Here is an 18,651-nt window from a genome sequence, read left to right on the forward strand (position 1 = left end):
TCCTTTCGAGGGGTGATCAGCTGGTATGTGATCGTCGGGTGGTCATGAAGTGATGGGCGGTGAGGTTCCCTTGGTCCCCGGCGGGCTGAGGGGAGGGCCGATGGCCCGCAGCGCGCCGGGGGTGCGGCCCCGTCCCCAGCCGATGTGCCGGCGGTAGCTGCCGAGCAGCCCCGTACTGTCCAGGTGGTCCTCGTCCCGGGCGGCTGAGTCGTCGGGCAGCGGTCGGGTCAGGGGCGCGACGAACAGGGCGTCGGCCGGGCAGTTCGCCTCGCACTGGAAGCAGGTCTGGCAGTCGTCGCGGCGGGCGAGAACCGGGATGCCGTCCTCGCCTCGGTCGAAGACGTTGGTCGGGCAGACCTTGATGCACTTGTCGCAGGTGATGCAGCGTTCCGCCGAGACCAGTTCGATCATGAAGCCACCTCCAGGGGTACGGCTGACGTGGCCGGCGCATTCGTCAGGGGCTCGACTCGGGTCCACACCCGGTCCAGACCGCCCGTCGTGATGCGGTGGCGCCGGCCGGGGTCCTGCGCGGGGAAGTCGAGCCGTTTGGCCATGCCGCGGGTCTCGGTACGGGCCAGTGCGGCCGCGTACATCCAGCGGGCGTGTGCCGCCATGGCCGCCGCCTGCCTCGCCCGTATGGTGTCCCCGCCCTCGGCGCGCAGGGAGGCGCGCGACTGCTCCCAGAGGCTGTCGAGGACCTCCAGCGAGGCGGTGAGCCGGTCGCCGTGGCGCAGGTAGTTCTTCTCGTACGGCAGCACCTCGGCCCGGACCGCGGTGACGACCTCGCGGAAGGCTTCGGCCGGACCCGGTGTCCCGGTGGGCCGGAGCCCGGCCCCGCCGGCGGCTACCAGGCGCCTCGTGACGGCGCGTACGCCGAGCGAGCGGGCGTGGCGGGCCGCGCCCTGACCCGCCCAGCTCCCCGAGGAGATGGCCCAGGCGGCGTTGTGGCTGCCGCCGCCGGTGAAGCCGCCGCAGATCAGCTCACGGGTCGCCGCGTCCCCGGCCGCGTACAGCCCTGGGACGGTGGTGGAGCAGTCGTCGCCGGTGATGCGGATGCCGCCGGTGCCGCGCACGGTGCCCTCGGCGAGGAGGGTGATGGCGAAGCGCTGGGTGAAGGGGTCGATGCCGAGCCGGTCGAAAGTGAGGAAGAAGTTCGGCTGGGCCAGCCGCATGGCCTGCCGGGCCGCCTCGTCCGCCCGGTCGAGGCGGCAGTACACCTTCTCGCTGAGCAGGGCCTTCGCGATCACGGACCGGCCGCCCTGGCTGGCCGCGCCCTCCAGGACCGTGCCGTCCTCGTGGTAGAAGGTCGCGAAGGAGTAGAACGCGGTCTTGGTGACGGAGGTTCCCTCGGGAGCGATGCCGTACGCGTTGGAGAACTCCATCCCGGACATCTCCGCGCCCGCCTCCGCGGCGAACAGCGCGCCGTCGCCGGTGTTGACGTTGCAGCCCAGAGCACCGCTGAGGAACGCGCAGCCGCCCGTGGCCAGTACGACCGCCCCGGCGCGCACCCGGTACGGCTGACCGGCCTGGCGCCGATGCCCCCGGGCCCCGGCGACCGCCCCGGAGGGATCGGTGAGCAACTCGGTGACCGGGCTGTGGTCGAGGACGCGCGCCCCGGCCCGCTGCACGCGGATCCGCATCCTGCGCATGTACTCCGGCCCCTGGAGGCCGTTCCTGAGCTGCTTTCCGTCCGGTCCCGTCGGGAAGGGATAGCGCCCTGCCGCCGCCAGTTCGTTCATCCCGGCGTACGTCTGGTCCAGCACCCGCGCCATCCAGCGCCGGTCGGCAAGGTAACCGCCGAGTCCCTCCCTGCTCGCCATGGCGGCCTCGCGCGCGGCGGGCTCCGGGGGGACGTACCAGACGCCCGTTCCGGCGGAGGCGGTGGCGCCGCTGGTGCCGCAGTAGCCCTTGTCGGCGAGGACGACGTCCGCTCCGTCCTGGGCCGCCTTGAGCGCGGCCCAAGTGGCGGCGGGGCCGCCGCCGACCACCAGGACGTCCGTGGTGAGGTCGAGACCGTTCATACGGCCACCTCCTCTCCCGCGGCTGTCGCGGTCAGCCGGTTGGCGGGGCGGGCCAGACCGTAGTTCTCGCGCAGGGTGCGGCCGGTGTACTCGGTACGGAACAGCCCGCGCCGCTGCAGGATGGGTACGACGTGGTCGACGAAGTCCTCCAGGCCGCCCGGCAGATGGGGCGGCATGATGTTGAAGCCGTCGGCGGCGCCCTCGGTGAACCACTCCTCGATCTCGTCGGCCATCTGCTCAGGAGTGCCGGCGAAGACGCGGTGGCCGCGTCCGGCGCCGAGGCGGGCGATGAGCTCGCGCAGGGTGAGGCCGTCGCGGCGGGCGAGTTCGGCGACGAGTGCGAAGCGGCTCTTGTTGCCGTTGATGTCCCGCTCCTCCGGCAGCTCGGGCAGCGGCCCGTCCAGCGGCAGTCCGGTCAGATCGGTGCCGAGCATGCCGGACAGCTGGGCGAGCCCGTACTCCGGAACCTGAAGGTCCGTCAGCTCCTGCTCCAGTGCGCGAGCTTCGGCCTCCGTGGAGCCGATGACGGGCGCGATACCGGGGAGCACCAGCAGCTGGTCTCCGGTGCGGCCGTGGCGGGCGAGCCGGGACTTGAGGTCCTTGTAGAAGGCCTGACCGTCGGCGAGGGTCTGCTGGGCGGTGAAGACGGCCTCGGCGTACTGGGCGGCGAACTCCTTGCCGTCCTCCGACGAACCGGCCTGCACCAGCAGCGGGTAGCCCTGTGGGGTGCGCGGCACGTTCAGCGGGCCCTGCACCCCGAAGTACTCTCCGCGGTGGTTGATCTCGCGCACCTTGTCGGTGTCGGCGTAGACGCCGCGCGCACGGTCGAGCAGGATCGCGTCGTCCTCCCAGCTGTCCCACAGCTTGGTGGCGACCTCGACGAACTCCCGCGCCCGCTCGTAGCGCAGCCCGTGCTCCAGGTGCTCGTCCTGCCCGAAGTTGCGGGCCTCGTTCACGGTGCCGGAGGTGACGATGTTCCAGCCGGCCCGGCCGCCGCTGATGTGGTCCAGGGAGGCGAACTTGCGGGCGGTGTGGAAGGGCTCGTTGAAGGTGGTGGAGACGGTGGCGATCAGGCCCACGTGCTCGGTGACCGCCGCCAGGGCCGACAGCAGGGTGAGCGGTTCGAAGCCGCCGAGCGCGTTGTGGCGGACCTTCCCCCACAGGGCGAGCCCGTCGGCGAGGAAGACGGAGTCGAGCAGGCCGCGCTCGGCGGTGCGTGCGAGGTGCTGGAAGTAGCGCAGATCGGTGACGCGTTCGGGCTGGGTGCGCGGGTGTCGCCAGGCGGCGTCGTGGTGGCCCGCGTTCATCAGGAAGGCGTTGAGATGCAGCTGACGGGGTCTGGGCGCGGTCATGGGGTTCCTCGGATCGGGGGCAGCGAGAGCAGCGGGTGACAGGAGGTGGCGAGGGCGGTGCGGTGGCGGGCAGGTCAGCCGCCCGCGGGTACGCGCCAGGAGCTGAGTCGTCGCTCGACGGTCACCAGGAACTGGTTGAAGACCACGCCGATGGCGGAGATCGTGATGATGCCCGCGTACATCTGCGGGATCGCGAAGTTGTACTGCGAGGCGTTGATCAGATAGCCGAGTCCCGCCTTGGCACCGATCATCTCGGCGGCGACCAGCACCAGGATCGACACCGCTCCTGCCAGCCGGATGCCGGTGAACATCACCGGTACCGAGGCCGGCAGGATGACCTTCTGGAACAGCCGGGGCGCGGACAGGTCCATGGATTTCGCCAGCTTCAGCAGGGTCGGGTCGACGTTGCGGACCGCGCTGATGGTGTTGAGCAGGATGGGCCAGGTGCACGCGTACACCACGATGGAGATCTTCGAGGTCTCTCCGATGCCCAGCAGCAGGACGAACACCGGCAGCAGGGCCAGCGCCGCGGTGTTGCGGAACACCTCCAGGAGCGGTCCGAGAAGGTCGGCGACCGGCCGGTACCAGCCGATCAGCAGCCCGAGCGGTACGGCGACGGCCACGGCGATACCGAATCCGCTGAACGAACGCGCCAGGCTGGCGCGCGCGTTGTCGGCGAGCTGACCGTCTGCGGCGAGCCCCCACCAGGCGTCGGCGACCTCACTGAACGGCGGCAGGAAGGTCCGGTCCACCAGACCGGCTCGTGGCGCGATCTCCCACAGCAGGAGTAGAGCCACGATGGCCGCGGACTTGGTCGCCCCCTTCAGCAGCAGGTACGGCAGCCGGCGGACCGTCCGCAGTGCCGTCCGGCGGACGCGGGCCGTGAGGGAGGGAGCCCGGCGCGCTTCCGGGGGCGATAAGGCGGCGCGCGGGGAAGCGGTGGACGAGGCGGGCTCAGTGGACGTGACGGGCTCAGTGGACTTGGCGGACTTGGTGAGGAAAGGCGCCCGGACGGTTTCTGTCGTGTTCGTCGCGTCGGTCGTGGAGCTCATACGGAGGCCTCCTCCTTCTCCAACTGCTGGGCTCTGGCCACCTCGTCGTGCAGCAGCGACCAGATCTCGTGGCGGTGACGTGCGAACTCGGGACTGGAGCGGAGGTCGTCCGTCGCCGTACGGGGGCCGAGGGCGACCGGCACGATCTGCTTGATCCGGCCGGGCCTGGACGTCATGACGGCGACGCGCTGTCCCAGGTAGACGGCCTCGTCGATGCCGTGCGTGATGAACACGACGGTCTTGCCGGTGCGCTGCCAGATGCGCAGCAGTTCGTCCTGCAGCGACTCCCGGGTCTGGGCGTCCAACGCGGCGAACGGCTCGTCCATCAGGAGCACATCGGGGTCGTAGGCGAGGCTGCGGGCGATCGCCACTCGCTGTCGCATCCCGCCCGACAGCTCATGCGGGTGGCGGTCCTCGAACCCGGTCAGGCCGACCAGATCCAGGAACTCCCGGGCGCGCGCGGCCCGTTGACGCCGTGGGACGCCGGTGGCCTCCAGGCCGAACTCGACGTTGCCCTGCGCCGTGCGCCACGGCAGCAGCGTGTACTGCTGGAACACGATGCCGCGGTCCAGTCCGGGCCCCGTGACGGGTTCGCCGTCCAGCAGGATCCGCCCGCCGGTGGGCGGGGTGAGGCCGCCGAGCAGCTCCAGCAGCGTCGACTTTCCGCAGCCGCTGGGACCGACCAGGACGACGAACTCGCCGTCAACAATCTCCAGGTCGATAGCGTCGAGGGCGGTGAACCGGGTGGCCTGCCCGGCCCTCGTCCGGTCCTTGATGGTGAAGTCCTTCCGTACGTCCTCGAACACGATCTTGGGCGTTGTGGATTGCGTGGTGGCTTCCGGCATGGGATCAGCTCCCGCTCTTGGCGGAGGAGGACTTCTTGTAGGCGTTGAACTCATTGGTGTAGAGATCCGACAGCGTGACCTGGCCCTTTTTGATATCGCCCCGCTCGGCCAGCCAGTCGATCCACAGCCGGAGTTCCTTGCCGGTGATCCGGCCCGCCGTCTCCGCGACGCCGTAGGACCGCCAGAACCGCAGCGGTGCGGTGTCCTCGTTGCGGCCGCGCTTCTTCACGATCTCCGTCATCCGGTCGACGACTTCCTCGTGCGGAGTGGCACGGGACCACTCGATGGCCCGCCCCACGGCGGTGACGAAGGTCCGGGCCGTGTCGGGGTTCTGCTTCAGGAAACGGTCCGTCATGACGTACGTGCCGGCGCTGAACGCGCCGAGCAACTGGTAGTCAGTGAACAGCGGGCGGATGCCGCCGGTCTCCAGGGCCTTGTCGCGCAGGATGCCGCCGAGTACGGCCACTTCGATCTGCTTCTGGCGCAGGGACTGCTCGGTGTTGACCGGAGGCACCACGAGCGGCTCGACCTTGTCGATGTCCGCCTGGGACAGACCGCCCCGCTGAAGGTAGATGTCGAGCATGGCCTCGGAGTGGGCTCCGAGCGTGTTCATCCCGACCTTCTTGCCGATCAGGTCCCGGGCCGAGCGGATCGGGCTGTCCTTGAGGACGTAGAAGCCGTTGTAGGCGTACTTGTCGGCGCCGTAGTAACTGATGACGGCCTTGATGGGAGCGTTGTTGGCGGCCAGCTTGACCACCGCGCCGTTGAACGCGCCGCCGAAGTCGACCTGACCCGTGGCCGCGGACTGGATGTCCTGCGGTCCGCTGATCGTGTTGCCGACCCACTCCAGCTTCACGTCCTCCAGGTAGCCGAGATCATCGGCCAGTTCGGGCAACGTGACCTGACCGGCCCAGCCTTGATATCTCAGCGTCTTGGTCTGGTCTTTGGCCGCCGGTGCTCCGGACGCGGTCGTGCCGCAGCTCACCGACACCGCCGAAAGACCGACCAGGGTGAGGAAGTGACGTCGTGTCGATGCCGTCGTGGCCATGGAAGGGTCCTGTTCAGGAAACGGGGAAAGGAAAAGGCAGACGTCGAACGGCGGAAGAGACCTCAGCAGAAATGGCTATGAGGACACGGCAGACGTCTGTTGAAAACAGCGGCTTGCGCAGAAGCCGGCTGTGAAATGGAGCGAAGAGGAGCTGTGCCTGTCAGCGGGTGCGGCGGCCGACGGCACAGATGGCGCTGGCCTGACGTCGCAGATCGACGTGCAGGCGCGCGGCGAGGATCTCGGACTTGCTCACAGCCAAGAGAGTTGCAGTGAAATTCAGCCAGGTCAATGTCGCCCGCGTATGCGACTTGTATTCTCAACAGTCCGACATGCGAATGAAGCGCGGCGTTCACAATTCTCTGGATGGGCGGTGGCGTGGTGACCGCCGTTTTGCGCCGCCACCTCCGTCAACGCAGTGACTGCACGGCGTAGAGGGCGCCGAGGATGGCGGCCAGGGCGCCGAGCAGGAGACGCAGCGCCGTCTCGGGCAGATGAGGTTGCAGGTGTGCGCCGAGGTACCCGCCGACCAGTCCGCCGAGGCCGCAGGCCAGGCCGAGGTACCAGTCAGGGGCGATGTCACCGGAACCGGTCAGGGACAGCAGCCCAAAGGCCGCGGCACCGGCCACGGAGGTGGCGAACGTGGCGGCAAGGGCAGCCGGTGCCACCCGAGTGACGGGCATGCCCCGGCCGACCAGTATCGGGCCGAGGATGGATCCGCCACCGATCCCGTAGATCCCGCCCACGACTCCGACGACCAGAGCCAGTCCGGTGATGGCCCGAGGGGAGGGTTCTGCGACCGGGGTCCGCCGGGCCGGCCGTAGCGTGCGCCCGATGAGCCACAGGCCCAGCGGCATCAGCAGAGCGGCGACCAGGAGGCGGAAGACGGTCGCCCCCGGGATGGCGAAGACCCGTACCACGGCGCCGATGACCACCCCGGGCAGAGTGCCCGGCACCAGGCGGCGCGTCAGCGGACCGTACAGCAGGCCCTCGCGGCGGTAGCGCAGCAGGGCGCCGGGCCCGGCCACCACGTTGAACAGCAGATTGGTGGGCGTGACCGCTGGGCTGGGCACCCCGAATACGCTCAACTGCACCGGCAGCAGGAACACCGCACCCGAAACCCCGACCGGCGCGGTCACCACCGCAATCAACAGGCCGGCGGCCAGACCTGCCAGCCCCGCTGACCATGTCACGGCAGCCCCCTGATGCGAACGTCCGCCCAGTATCGCGGCAGTGGTCCCGCTGCCTCCGGGTCAGGCGGGCAGGGCGAATGGAGGGTGGGCGCCGTTGAGGAAGTAGTCCCCGACATCGCGGAGCCGGTGGGTGGCGGGCTCGTACAAGGCATGGGTCCGGGCGTTGCGCCAGAAGCGGTCGAAGCCCAGCCGCGCGGAGGTGGAGCGGGCGCCGATGATGTCCAGGGCGCGGGTGGTGGACTCCTGCGCTGCCCGGGCCGCGGCGGTTTCGGCCATGGCCACGAGGGCGGAGATGTCAGCGGACTCGTCGTAGGTGAGGTCTCCGCCGCGATCGAGGCCGCCCCGCACGGCTTCCAGTGCCTGATCGGTGAGTGCCGACGCGGAGCGGGTGAGGACGGTGAGTTCTCCGTAGGCGGTCTGCACCTGCGGGTCGTGCGGGGTACCGGCCGGCCAGGCGGGGTGCCAGGGTGCGTGGCCCGTCCTGCTGTACTCACGGGTTTCGGAGAGCACTCCCTCGGCCATGCCGAGAAGGAGCTGGGCGGAGAAGAGACGCGCGACCGGAGCTGCCAGGGCGGCCCGGGGCGACAGCAGGTCCTCGTCCGCGGAAAGGGAGCCGAGCACGTCGTCGGCGCCCACCCGTACGTCGTCGAACTCCACGCTGCCGCCCGCTGCGAGCCGCTGGCCGAAGGTGTCGGCATCGCCGTCGATCACCACACCGCGACGGGCGGGATCCACCACGACGGCGAGCGGTTCACCGGTGTCCTCCCGTACGGCGCGCACGGCGAGACGATCGGCGACCAGGACCCCCGTGGTGTAGCTCTGCCGACCGTTGAGCACCAGTCCCTTGGAGGTCCTGGCCACCATCAGAGGCGGCTCCTGGCGCGCGAAACCGCCGCCCCAGCACCATTGTTCAGCCGCGGACCGCTCCTCTGTCTGCGCGGCGAGAGCGGGCTCGGCGAAGAACCGGGCGCTCCACGACAGGAAGTAGTGACAGCCGAGCAGTTGACCGATCGCGCCGTCGGCCGTGGCGATCTCCCGGACGACGGCGTAAGCCGTGGGCCAGTCCGCGCCGCCTCCCTGGGACTCGGCGGGCGTCAGGAGCGTCAGCAGTCCCGCCTCGCGCAGCCGGGACACCTCGTCGATCGGGGCCTTGCCCGCCTGCTCCCTGGCCACGGTGTCCGTGGCCAGGTCGTCCGCCGCCTCGCGGGCCACGCGCAGCCAGTGCGCATGGCCGGGCCCGGTCCGGTCGGACGGCGAGGTGGGGCGCGACGGCGCGGAGGCAAGGCCCATGGACGGATCTCCTCAAGGTCGGCCGCGGTGTGCGGCGTTGGGGCTCTCCTGCTGGTCGGGCACGTACTTGTAGCCCACGCGCCGGACGGTGACGATGCGGTGCCGGTGAGCTTCGCCCAGCTTGCGGCGCAGGCGGGCGATGTGGACATCCACGGTGCGGCCGTCGCCGATGTGGTCGTAGCCCCAGACGGCGGCCACCAGCCGATCACGCGTCTGCACCCGCTGGGGATGCTGAACGAGATGTGCCAGCAGCTGGAACTCCAGGTAGGTGAGGTCGAGTTCGCGTCCGTCGACCTCGGCGACATGTCGCGCCGGATCGATGCTGACGACGTCGTCCGCCGTCCGCCGGACAGGGGCCGAGCCTGTGGTGGCGACCGGTCGGATCTCGGGCCGTGGCCTGTCCTTGGCGAAGAGCTCGGTGGGATCGGTGCCCTCGGGGACGAGCACGAGGTAGCCGACGAGCGGCGCGGAAGCGTGTCCCTGGGTGTCGCTCTGAACGGCATCGCCCACCAGGCGAAGACGGGGTGTGTCGGAGAGCGACGGATCGTGCGGGGTGGCCTGGGCCGGAAGTGCCGTGGTCATGGTGGTTGTCCCTCAGAAGTGTGTCGGCCATCAGGCGCAGTGGGTGGATGCGCCTGATCGCCTGGGAAAGGCGGGGGCGGAGTGGCACGGGCGACGGTGCGAGTCGCGTGCCTTACGCGCGGCAGCAGGCGGCACTGACGACGTGACCAAAGTCGACATGCCGACGACGAACGAGTCGTTGCTGCTTACGGGACATGTTCATCATCCTGGGCACTCCCGGCGGACGCAGTCAAGACTTCCCTAGTATTTCCATAGGAAAAGTAGGGAAGTTCTCACACTCTGAGAGGCCGGCCGTCCACCGGAGACGTAGCCGTCTCAGCCTCGGTGGCGCTCAGGGCGCGCAGGAGCGCGCGGGCGACCGCGTCGTTCTGGCGGAAGGCCGGCGCGTTGGTGCGCGGGCGGGCGAAGGCGGCGACGGCCCGGCTGTTGGTGGGGGCGCCGAGGGCGATACGGCGGGGATGGGGCCTGTCGAGGGACGGGTCGATGACGTGGCCGTCCGCGGGGGAGACCGCGAGCAGGCCGGAGCGGTGGGTGTGGGTGGGATCGGCGATGACCTCCTCGGCGAGTGCGCCTTCCCGATACAGGCCTCCCAGGAGTGGGTCCTCGGTGCGGGCCAGGGAGGGGCCCGGCAGGTACGCCTCGATCAGGGCCGTGGCGTGGGTGGTGTGGCCGGAGACGGTGGGGCTGGTCGCGGTGAAGGTGCCGGCGGACTCATCGGTGCCGATCCGGACGTCGGCGCCGAGGAAGTGGACGATGCCGGCCCGGGACAGCGCGAGGAGTTGGCGCAGGCGGAAGCCGGGCGGGCCGGAGGCGAGGAAGCTGAAGAAGCCGTGCCACCAGCCGTCGAGGTCGTCGGCGACCGAGCGGGCGGTGAGACGACCGGAGGCGACGAGACGGGGCAGTTGGCCGTAGACGGAGAGCAGGGCGAGGAATGCGCCGAGGTCGGCGCTGAACTCCGGGTTCTCGCGGCGGGTGACGTCCTGAGCGATGTGGTCGCGCAGGTGGTCCTGGAAGGCGTCCGGTGTGGGGAAGGCGAGGCCGTCCAGCGGGTGGTCCAGGGCTTCGAAGTCGAGCCTGTCCGCCGGGTCGGGTACGGCCGTGGCGACGAGGGCGGCCATCTCGTCGTCGTACCAGTCCAGGCGGTCGTACGCGGCGACGAAGTCCGGCCAAGGGAGGACGGTTCGCTCGGGGTGGGCGTGGAAGAGCTCGTGGTAGTGGCCGAAGCCGATCTCCTTCGCCATGAGCGGCCACACATCGCGCCGCAGTTCCAGCGGACCGTCCCCGGCGAGCAGCCCGTCGACCGCCTCGGGGCCGAAGTGGCGCGGCAGCGGTGGCCGGGGGCCCTGGAGTCGGTAGCGGGTCTTGGAGTGGTACGGCACTCCGCGCCGCGATCCGACGTGCAGGACGGGCTCGCGGCCGGACGGGAGGTAGGTGAGGGCGCCGTCGGCCTCGGTGCGGTATCTGCCGCCGCGGCCCTCGGTGAACAGGGTCATCAGGTCGATGAATGCCAGCCCGAAGCCGCGCAGGATGACGTGCTCGCCGGATCGCAGTGCGGACAGGTCGGCGTCGGCGGAGAACTCGGGCGGGAGGTGGAAGCGGCCGTGACGGAGGGCGAAGGCAGCGTGGTTGCGGTGCTCGGCGTCGGGAGTGGAGCCGATGTGTCCCTGGGCGAGGACCACCAGGTCGGCGGTGAGCGGAGTGGTGCGGTCGGCCAGGTGCACGTGTTGCGGGCCGACGGGGGGTCCGGTGACGGCGGTGGCGGTGGTGCTGTGCCACTCGACGGTGACCGAGGGTGGCAGCTCGGTCAGCGCCCTGCGGAACACCCAGTCCAGGTAGGCGCTTTGGGCACGGCGGGTGGGGAAGTCGGCCGCGTCGAGCGCGCGCAGCTCGGCGAGCACCTCCGGGTCGGCGGGTTCGGCGTACGGGGCGTGGCGCGGGCCCCGGCCCGAGAACTGGGCGGCCCATTCGGCCAGCGAGGGGCCTGGCCGTACCGGGCCGTCGATGGTGGACGACTCGTCGGTGAACATGGTGACGTCCTCGGCCATGGAGTTCATCCGCAGCAGCGCCGACTGCTCGTGGCGCCAGACGCGTCCCGGGCCGGGCGGATGCGGGTCGACCAGATGGATGCGCAACTGCCGTGCGCCGTCCCACAGTTCGGGCGCGTTGGCGGCGATACGCTCCAGCAGGCCCGTGGCGCGCGGTCCCGCGCCGACGACGACCAGGACGGCCGTGGCAGGGGCGGTGCTCACCGGTCACCGCCGGTCACCGGGCGGGCGTCGGCGGCCGTCGCCGCGCTCAGCCGGTGGCGTACGGCGGTCAGGTGGCCGCGCAGCCGCTGCAGGGGAGTGGGCGGCAGGGCGCGGGAGTTGCCGCGGGCGTAGTACCGCTCGACATAGAACTGGCCCGCGCTGAGCACCGTGGTGACCGCGATGTACCACAGAGTGGCGACCATCAGCAGCGGGATGACCTGGTAGGTCTGGTTGTAGATCAGCTGCACCGAGTACAGCAGGTCGTGCACGGCCAGCACGCTCACGATGCTGGTGCCCTTGAGGGTGCCGATCAGCATGTTCCCGGCGGTCGGCACGATGGAGCGCATCGCCTGGGGGACGACGATCCGGCGCAGGGTGCGCCGTCTGCTCAGACCGAGTGCCTGGGCGGCCTCCGTCTGCCCGGACTCGACAGAGAGGATGCCGCCGCGCACCACCTCGGCGGCGTAGGCGGTCTCGTGCAGGGTCAGGCCGATGACGGCGGTGAGGGTGGGACCGAGCAGATTGACCGTCTTCACGGTGAGGAACTGCGGGCCGAACGGGATGCCGAGGCCGAGCGTCGGATACAGGGCGCCGATGTTGAACCAGAACAACAGCTGCACCAGCAGTGGCGTGGACCGGAAGATCCACACATAGCCCCAACTCAGGGTGCGCAGCACCGGATTGGCGGAGAGCCGCATGACCGCGAGTACGGTGCCGAGCAGAAAGCCGAGCACCATCACCACGGCCGTCAGCCACAGGGAGAGCAGCAGTCCGTCGAGCACGGCGGCGGTGGTGAAGTACTGGCCGACCACGGCCCATTGGAAAGCCTGGTTGCGGACGACGGAGTTGAGCACCATCGCGAAGAGCAGCAGTGCGACGGCGGCGGTCAGCCACCGGCCGGCGTGCCGGCGCGGCACGATCCGCGGCAGGTCAGGACCGGGGGTGCTCGCCCGTTTCGGGGGTTGCGTCGCAGGGGCCGGCGTGATGTCGGAAGGCGTGACCATCGAGAGGCTCTCCGGGGGAGGGGATCGCAGGCGTGGGTGACCACCCGGGGCACTCGCAGGGAGGCGCAACAGCACAGGCGTTGCGTACCGTGCGGCCGGGGTTCGGCGTCGTCACGTTCGCCGCGTCCCTCAACGCGGTCGGAGGGGCTGCCGCGCATCGCGGACCCGATCCGCCGTCGATCGTATGTGCCCATGGCATCTATGTGTCAACAGCGCGCAGGGAGGCGCTGGTCGAGGCGGTCCGGTATCCGGGCGCTGCTTGACGGGCGCCACGATGTACTGCTCAAGTAGTCGCATGAATGCCCAGCAGCGCTTGGTCACGCGCGATCACATCGACTTCGGTCGAGTGTGGTCCGCAGCGTGTTGCGCCTGACTCGGCAGCGGGCCCTCTGACCGGCCCTTCCCTCCCTCGGTGACCCCGTCGCGGGCCGAGCTCTCTCTTCACGCGCGCTGCCGCACCTCTGCTTCTCCCGACGCTCGACGTCGTCACGCCTGCACCGACCCGTCTGCCTGACGGCCCGTCATTCATGCCTCCACGCAAGGCCATTCCGCCATGCCTGCGTGCGGTCGCTTCCGAAAGGCCATGCCCATGCCCGTGGAGTTCCTCGGCATCGCCGCCACCAACGACGGCTCCGAAACCACGCCGCGCTCCGGCGCCGCGTTCGACAAGGACTACACACTCCGGCTCGCCCGGGCGCACGAGGACCACGGCTGGGACCGGGTGCTGTTCGCCTACGGCTCCGGATCGCCCGACCCCGCACCGGCCGCCGCGTACATCGCGAGCAGGCTGGAGCGCCTGCAGATCCTGCTCGCCCACCGGCCCAACGTCTCCTACCCCACGTTCGCCGCCAAGACCTTCGCGACCCTCGACCAGATCAGCGAGGGCCGTTTGACCGTGCACTTCATCACCGGCGGCAGCGACCACGAGCAGGGCCGCGAAGGTGACACCCTCACCAAGGACGAGCGCTACGCCCGCACCCGGGAGTACATCCGGGTCGTCAAGAAGATCTGGACCACCCACGAACCCTTCGACCACGAGGGCGAGCACTACCGCTTCCACGATTTCGTCAGCGACGTCTTCCCCGTCCAACAGCCCCGCCCGAACGTCTCGTTCGGCGGCTCGTCCGCTGCCGCGTACACCGCCGGCGGCGCCGAGGCCGACATCTACTGCCTGTGGGGCGAGCCGCTCGCGAAGACCGCCGAGCAGATCGAGAACGTCAAGGCCGCCGCGAAGGCCGCGGGCCGCACGGGCGTTCCGCGCATCCAGGTCGCCTTCCGCCCGATCATCGCCCCGACCGAGGAACTGGCCTGGGAGAAGGCCCACCGCACGGTCGGCGCGATCAAGGCCCGCAAGGAGCGCGGCGAGGCGATCACCAAACGCCACAACGGACACGCACAACCGCAGAACACGGGCTCGCAGCGCCTGCTCGCCATCGCCGAGGAAGGCGAGCGCTACGACCGCGCCCTGTGGACCCCGACCGCCGCCGCCACCGGCGGCGCGGGCAACTCCAACGCCCTGGTCGGCACCCCGGAAACGGTCGCCCAGGCGCTGCTCGACTACTACGACCTCGGCGTCGACATCCTCTCCGCCCGCGGCTACGACCTGCTGGGCGACGCCATCGACTTCGGCCGGTACGTCATCCCGATCGTCCGCGAGGAGGTCGCCAAGCGCGACGCCGAGCGGGCGGCCCGCGGGACGCAGACCCTGGCGGCGGTGAACGGATGACCTCCGCCCCCGAGTTGACGGTCCTTCAGGTGCCTGTCTCGGATCCGCGGGTGAGACCTCTGCTGCGCGAGCTCGGCCAGGAGTACTCGACGCGGTACGGCAAGGACGCGCACGCCGAGATCTCCCGCTACCCCGACGAGGAGTTCACCGAGCCGTACGGCGGCCTGCTCCTCCTGCTGCTGGAACGCGGCGAACCCGTCGCAGGCGGCGCTTTCCGCCGGTACGACGCGACGACCGCCGAACTGAAGCGGATCTGGACCCACTCCGCCCACCGCCGACGCGGTCTCGCCCGGCGCGTCGTCGCCGAACTGGAACGCGAGGCGGGCACACGCGGCTACCGGCGGATCTACCTGACCACCGGACCACGCCAGCCCGAGGCCCGCGGCCTGTACCTGGCCACCGGCTACACGCCGCTGTTCGACACCGAGGCCGACCCGGAAACCATCGGCCCGCTGGCCTTCGAGAAGCACCTGACCACCGAAGCGCCCACGGGAAAGGCCCGCGAGCTGTGAACGTCCACGGCATCAGACCACGCCTGCGCACCGTCGCCGCCCTCACGTTGTTGCCTCTCGTGGCGCTGACCGCCTGCGGCTCGGGCGACACCGACGGCTCGGCGGCCGTGGGCGCCCAGGCATCTGCCGCGCCGACCGACGACCCGGTCGCCGCCATACGCACGGTGGACTCGGTCGCATCCCTGCTGCCCGCCGACGTCCGCAAGGCGGGCACGCTGCGGGTCGGCAGCTCGATCGGGTTCCCGCCCGGCGCGTACTACCCCAACGGCGCGGACAAGGCCCCCGAAGGCCAGGACATCGACCTCGCCGACGCGGTCGCCAAGGTGCTCGGCGTCAAGCTGGAGCGGCAGGACGCCTCCTTCGAGACGATCCTGCCCGCCCTGGGCAGCGGCAAGTACGACGTCGGCACCGGCAACTTCGGCGTCACCAGCGAGCGGCTCAAGACCATCGACTTCGTCACCTACATCAACGACGGCCAGGGCTTCGCGGTGAAGAAGGGCAACACCGCGCTCAAGTCGAAGGTCACCGACCTCACCCAGCTGTGCGGGCTGACCATCGGCACCGGGGCGGGCACCACCTTCGAGGCGACCCTCACCGCGCAGAAGGGGGTGTGCGCCAAGGCGGGCAAGAAGCCGTACGACGTGAAGGTGTACTCGGAGAACGCCGCGACCCTCACCGCGCTCCAGCAGAGCCGTATCGACGTGATCATGTCGACCATCAACGGCCTGCGCTACCAGGCGGCTCAACCCGCCTCCCAGACCACCTTTCTGGGCGAGTTCCACCGTCTCGACGTCGGCTTCGCCTTCAAGAAGGGCTCTCCGCTCACCAAGGCCTTCCAGGCAGCCGTCAACGAGCTGATCAAGGATGGCTCCTACGCCCGGATCCTCAAGAAGTGGGGCACGTCCGCCTCCGCGATCGACACGTCGCGGGTCAACCCGCCCGAGCACGCATAAGAGTTGAGCAGGAACACACGATGGCATCCACCACCGACACCGCGCCGCCCGGCGCGGCCACCCCGGGCACCGGCCCCGAAGCCCCGCCCGCCCCGGACGATCCGGCCTCGCTCAAGGTCGTACCCACCCGCCACTACGCCCGCTGGGCGGCGGCCGTCGCCGTGATCGTGCTGGTCGCCCAGTTCGTGCACGGGCTGGCCACCAACCCCGTCTGGGAGTGGAACGTCTTCCGCGACTACGTCTTCTCCGAGACGATCGTCCAGGCAGTGTGGGTGACCCTTCAGCTCACCGCCTACGCCACCGTCCTCGGCTTCCTCCTCGGCACCGTGCTCGCCTTCATGCGGCTGTCGCACAGCCCGGTGCTGCAGACCGTCGCCTGGACCTACATCTGGATCTTCCGGTCCATCCCGATGATCGTCCAGCTGGTGTTCTGGTTCAACCTGAGTGCGCTGTACGAGGAGTTGGGCATCGGCATCCCCTTCGGCCCGGTGTTCTGGTCCGTCGACAGCAACAGCATCATCGGCACCATGGGGGCGGCGATCATCGGGCTGACGCTGCACCAGGCCGCCTACGCCGCCGAGGTCGTCCGCGGCGGCATCATCGCCGTCGACCACGGACAGCTGGAGGCAGCGGCCGCACTGGGCATCCCCCGGCTGCGGCAGATCCGCCGGATCGTGCTGCCGCAGGCCATGCGCGCCATCCTGCCCACGGCCGGCAACGAGATCATCGGCCTGCTCAAGGGCACCTCGGTGGTCTACGTGATGTCGATCGGCGAGCTGTTCTACCAAGTGCAGGTGATCTACGGCCGCAACGGCCGGGTGATCCCGCTGCTGCTGGTCGCCACCGCCTGGTACGTCGTCCTCACCTCCCTGCTGTCGGTCGCCCAGTACTACGTCGAGCGCCGCTACGCCCGGGGCGCCAACCGCACCCCGCCGCCCACCCCGCTCCAGCGCGCCCGCCGCTTCGTACGCGACCTCCGGGCCGCGGCCGCCCAGCGCACCCAGCCCGTCGTACCCCTCAAGCCCTTGGGAGACAGCCGATGAGCGAGGTGATGGTGGACGTCCACGGCGTCCACAAGAGCTTCGGCCCGTTGGAGGTGCTGCGTGGTGTCGACCTGAAGGTCCGGACCGGCGAAGTCACCGTGATCCTCGGCCCGTCCGGCTCCGGCAAGTCCACGCTGCTGCGCACCATCAACCACCTGGAGAAGGTCAACCGCGGCTGGATCAGCATCGACGGCGAACTCATCGGCTACCGCCGCTCCGGCGACAGACTGCACGAGCTGAAGGAGAAGGACGTTCTCAGGCAGCGCACCCACATCGGGTTCGTCTTCCAGAACTTCAATCTCTTCCCGCACCTGACCGTGCTGGACAACCTCATCGAGGCACCCGTCTCCGCGCTGCGCCGCCCACGCAAGGAGGCGGAGGAGACAGCCCGCCGGCTCCTCGACCGGGTCGGCCTCGCCGACAAGACCGACGCCTACCCGCGGCAGCTCTCCGGCGGCCAGCAGCAGCGCGTGGCCATCGCCCGCGCGCTCGCCCTCTCACCGAAGGTGCTGCTCTTCGACGAGCCCACCTCGGCCCTGGACCCGGAGCTGGTGGGTGAAGTCCTCGACGTCATCAAGGACCTGGCCGGCACCGGAACCACCATGATCGTCGTGACCCATGAGATCGGCTTCGCCCGCGAGGTCGCCGACACCGTGGTGTTCATGGACGACGGAGTCGTCGTGGAGCAGGGCCCGCCCGCGGCCGTCCTGGACAAGCCGCACCACGAGCGCACCCGCGCCTTCCTCTCCAAGGTCCTCTGACCACCCCTCACCACCTTCCCGCAAGCAAGGAGCACGACCATGTCCACCTCGATCACCCGCCGCACCGCCGCAGCCGCGCTGGGACTGACCGCCGCCCTCGTCCTCGCCGCGTGCAGCAACCCTGACGACGGCGGTACGACCGAGGTCGCAGCCGCGTCGGGCGGCAAGACGAAGATCAACATCAGCCCCGACCAGGACCGCATCACCACCGACAAGGTCGATTCCATAGCCGCCGAGGTCCCGGAGGAGATCCGCAAGAGAGGCACCCTGGAGATCGTCGACTCGTCCGGCTCCGCGGCGCCCCTGACCTTCTACGCCACCGACAACAAGACCGTCATCGGCGTCGAGCCGGACCTCGCCTCTCTGGTGGCCGACGTGCTGGACCTCAAGCTGCACATCAACACCGTCTCCTGGGAGAACATCTTCGTCGGCCTGGACAGCGCCAAGTACGACGTCGGCTTCAGCAACATCACCGTCACCGAGGAGCGCAAGGAGAAGTACGACTTCGCCACCTACCGCGAGGACAACCTGGGCTTCGAGGCGAAGAAGGGCAGCGGACTGAAGGTCACCGGGCCCGAGGACGTGGCGGGCAGGACGGTCGCCGTGGGCAGCGGCACCAACCAGGAGAAGCTGCTGATCGAGTGGAGCAAGGAGAACGAGAAGGCCGGCCGCAAGCCGGTGAACATCAAGTACTACCAGAACGACAGCGACACCTACCTCGCTCTCCAGTCCGGCCGCATCGACCTGTACCTCGGCCCCAATCCGACCGCCGCCTACCACGCGGCCACCACCGGCAGGACCGAGGTCGTCGGCACCTACTCGGGCGCCGGCTCCACCCTCCAGGGCCTCATCGCGGCCACCACCAAGAAGGACAGCGGCCTGGTCAAGCCGCTCGCCGACGCCCTCAACCACGTCATCGAGAACGGCACTTACGCGAAGGTGCTGAAGCGCTGGGGCCTGTCCGACGAGGCCGTGACCAAGTCCGAGATCAACCCGCCCGGCCTGCCCAAGACCAACAAGTAG

The 18,651-nt window shown here is 69.9% G+C and carries 18 protein-coding genes; 6 read left to right on the forward strand and 12 right to left on the reverse strand.

Annotated features, from left to right (window positions below):
- Window positions 1-42: 42 nt before the first annotated feature.
- The 12 genes from ACTWQO_RS00130 to ACTWQO_RS00185 all read right to left on the reverse strand — a co-directional run bounded on the left by ACTWQO_RS00130 (window position 43) and on the right by ACTWQO_RS00185 (window position 12,633).
- Entirely contained in the window at window positions 43-411 is a 369-nt protein-coding gene (locus ACTWQO_RS00130; RefSeq protein WP_443235078.1) for a 4Fe-4S dicluster domain-containing protein, read from the reverse strand.
- A complete protein-coding gene (locus tag ACTWQO_RS00135) occupies window positions 408-2,021 on the reverse strand; it encodes an FAD-dependent oxidoreductase (RefSeq protein ID WP_443235079.1) in 1,614 nt (537 codons plus the stop codon). Before ACTWQO_RS00135 ends, ACTWQO_RS00130 begins: the two co-directional genes overlap by 4 nt.
- Window positions 2,018-3,373 (reverse strand): LLM class flavin-dependent oxidoreductase, encoded by a 1,356-nt coding sequence (locus tag ACTWQO_RS00140; protein ID WP_443235080.1) that lies wholly within the window; start codon window positions 3,371-3,373, stop codon window positions 2,018-2,020. The genes ACTWQO_RS00135 and ACTWQO_RS00140 overlap by 4 nt, the downstream gene beginning before the upstream one ends.
- Before the next feature lie 74 nt (window positions 3,374-3,447).
- A complete protein-coding gene (locus ACTWQO_RS00145; protein WP_443235081.1) occupies window positions 3,448-4,425 on the reverse strand; it encodes an ABC transporter permease in 978 nt (325 codons plus the stop codon).
- On the reverse strand, window positions 4,422-5,270 hold the full coding sequence (locus ACTWQO_RS00150; protein ID WP_443235082.1) for an ABC transporter ATP-binding protein: 849 nt from the start codon (window positions 5,268-5,270) through the stop codon (window positions 4,422-4,424). The genes ACTWQO_RS00145 and ACTWQO_RS00150 overlap by 4 nt, the downstream gene beginning before the upstream one ends.
- Window positions 5,271-5,274: 4 nt before the next feature.
- The gene (locus ACTWQO_RS00155) at window positions 5,275-6,318 is read right to left on the reverse strand and encodes an ABC transporter substrate-binding protein (RefSeq protein ID WP_443235083.1); all 1,044 of its coding nucleotides are present in this window, start codon (window positions 6,316-6,318) and stop codon (window positions 5,275-5,277) included.
- A gap of 160 nt (window positions 6,319-6,478) precedes the next feature.
- On the reverse strand, window positions 6,479-6,571 hold the full coding sequence (locus tag ACTWQO_RS00160) for a putative leader peptide (protein ID WP_390823553.1): 93 nt from the start codon (window positions 6,569-6,571) through the stop codon (window positions 6,479-6,481).
- Window positions 6,572-6,725: 154 nt separating this feature from the next.
- On the reverse strand, window positions 6,726-7,508 hold the full coding sequence (locus ACTWQO_RS00165; protein WP_443235084.1) for a TSUP family transporter: 783 nt from the start codon (window positions 7,506-7,508) through the stop codon (window positions 6,726-6,728).
- Window positions 7,509-7,568: 60 nt separating this feature from the next.
- A complete protein-coding gene (locus ACTWQO_RS00170; protein ID WP_443235085.1) occupies window positions 7,569-8,798 on the reverse strand; it encodes an acyl-CoA dehydrogenase family protein in 1,230 nt (409 codons plus the stop codon).
- A gap of 12 nt (window positions 8,799-8,810) precedes the next feature.
- Window positions 8,811-9,380 carry a winged helix-turn-helix domain-containing protein gene (locus ACTWQO_RS00175; RefSeq protein WP_443235086.1) on the reverse strand — a complete coding sequence of 190 codons (570 nt, stop codon included), beginning with the start codon at window positions 9,378-9,380 and terminating at the stop codon, window positions 8,811-8,813.
- A gap of 272 nt (window positions 9,381-9,652) precedes the next feature.
- Window positions 9,653-11,629 carry an FAD/NAD(P)-binding protein gene (locus ACTWQO_RS00180; RefSeq protein WP_443235087.1) on the reverse strand — a complete coding sequence of 659 codons (1,977 nt, stop codon included), beginning with the start codon at window positions 11,627-11,629 and terminating at the stop codon, window positions 9,653-9,655.
- A complete protein-coding gene (locus tag ACTWQO_RS00185) occupies window positions 11,626-12,633 on the reverse strand; it encodes an amino acid ABC transporter permease (protein ID WP_443235088.1) in 1,008 nt (335 codons plus the stop codon). Before ACTWQO_RS00185 ends, ACTWQO_RS00180 begins: the two co-directional genes overlap by 4 nt.
- A gap of 589 nt (window positions 12,634-13,222) precedes the next feature.
- Between ACTWQO_RS00185 and ACTWQO_RS00190 the strand changes: the two genes are divergently transcribed.
- The 6 genes from ACTWQO_RS00190 to ACTWQO_RS00215 are packed head-to-tail and all read left to right on the forward strand — an operon-like array spanning window position 13,223 to window position 18,651.
- On the forward strand, window positions 13,223-14,359 hold the full coding sequence (locus ACTWQO_RS00190; protein WP_443235413.1) for an LLM class flavin-dependent oxidoreductase: 1,137 nt from the start codon (window positions 13,223-13,225) through the stop codon (window positions 14,357-14,359).
- Window positions 14,356-14,871, forward strand: a complete 516-nt coding sequence (locus ACTWQO_RS00195) for a GNAT family N-acetyltransferase (protein ID WP_443235089.1) — start codon at window positions 14,356-14,358, stop codon at window positions 14,869-14,871. The genes ACTWQO_RS00190 and ACTWQO_RS00195 overlap by 4 nt, the downstream gene beginning before the upstream one ends.
- Window positions 14,868-15,824, forward strand: coding sequence for an ABC transporter substrate-binding protein (locus ACTWQO_RS00200; protein ID WP_443235090.1), 957 nt, complete (start codon window positions 14,868-14,870; stop codon window positions 15,822-15,824). Before ACTWQO_RS00195 ends, ACTWQO_RS00200 begins: the two co-directional genes overlap by 4 nt.
- Before the next feature lie 20 nt (window positions 15,825-15,844).
- The gene (locus tag ACTWQO_RS00205) at window positions 15,845-16,867 is read left to right on the forward strand and encodes an amino acid ABC transporter permease (protein WP_443235091.1); all 1,023 of its coding nucleotides are present in this window, start codon (window positions 15,845-15,847) and stop codon (window positions 16,865-16,867) included.
- Entirely contained in the window at window positions 16,864-17,628 is a 765-nt protein-coding gene (locus ACTWQO_RS00210; protein ID WP_443235092.1) for an amino acid ABC transporter ATP-binding protein, read from the forward strand. The genes ACTWQO_RS00205 and ACTWQO_RS00210 overlap by 4 nt, the downstream gene beginning before the upstream one ends.
- 39 nt (window positions 17,629-17,667) lie before the next feature.
- Window positions 17,668-18,651 carry an ABC transporter substrate-binding protein gene (locus ACTWQO_RS00215; RefSeq protein ID WP_443235093.1) on the forward strand — a complete coding sequence of 328 codons (984 nt, stop codon included), beginning with the start codon at window positions 17,668-17,670 and terminating at the stop codon, window positions 18,649-18,651.

Source organism: Streptomyces sp. 4N124 (assembly GCF_052245395.1).
Classification (GTDB): Bacteria; Actinomycetota; Actinomycetes; order Streptomycetales; family Streptomycetaceae; genus Streptomyces.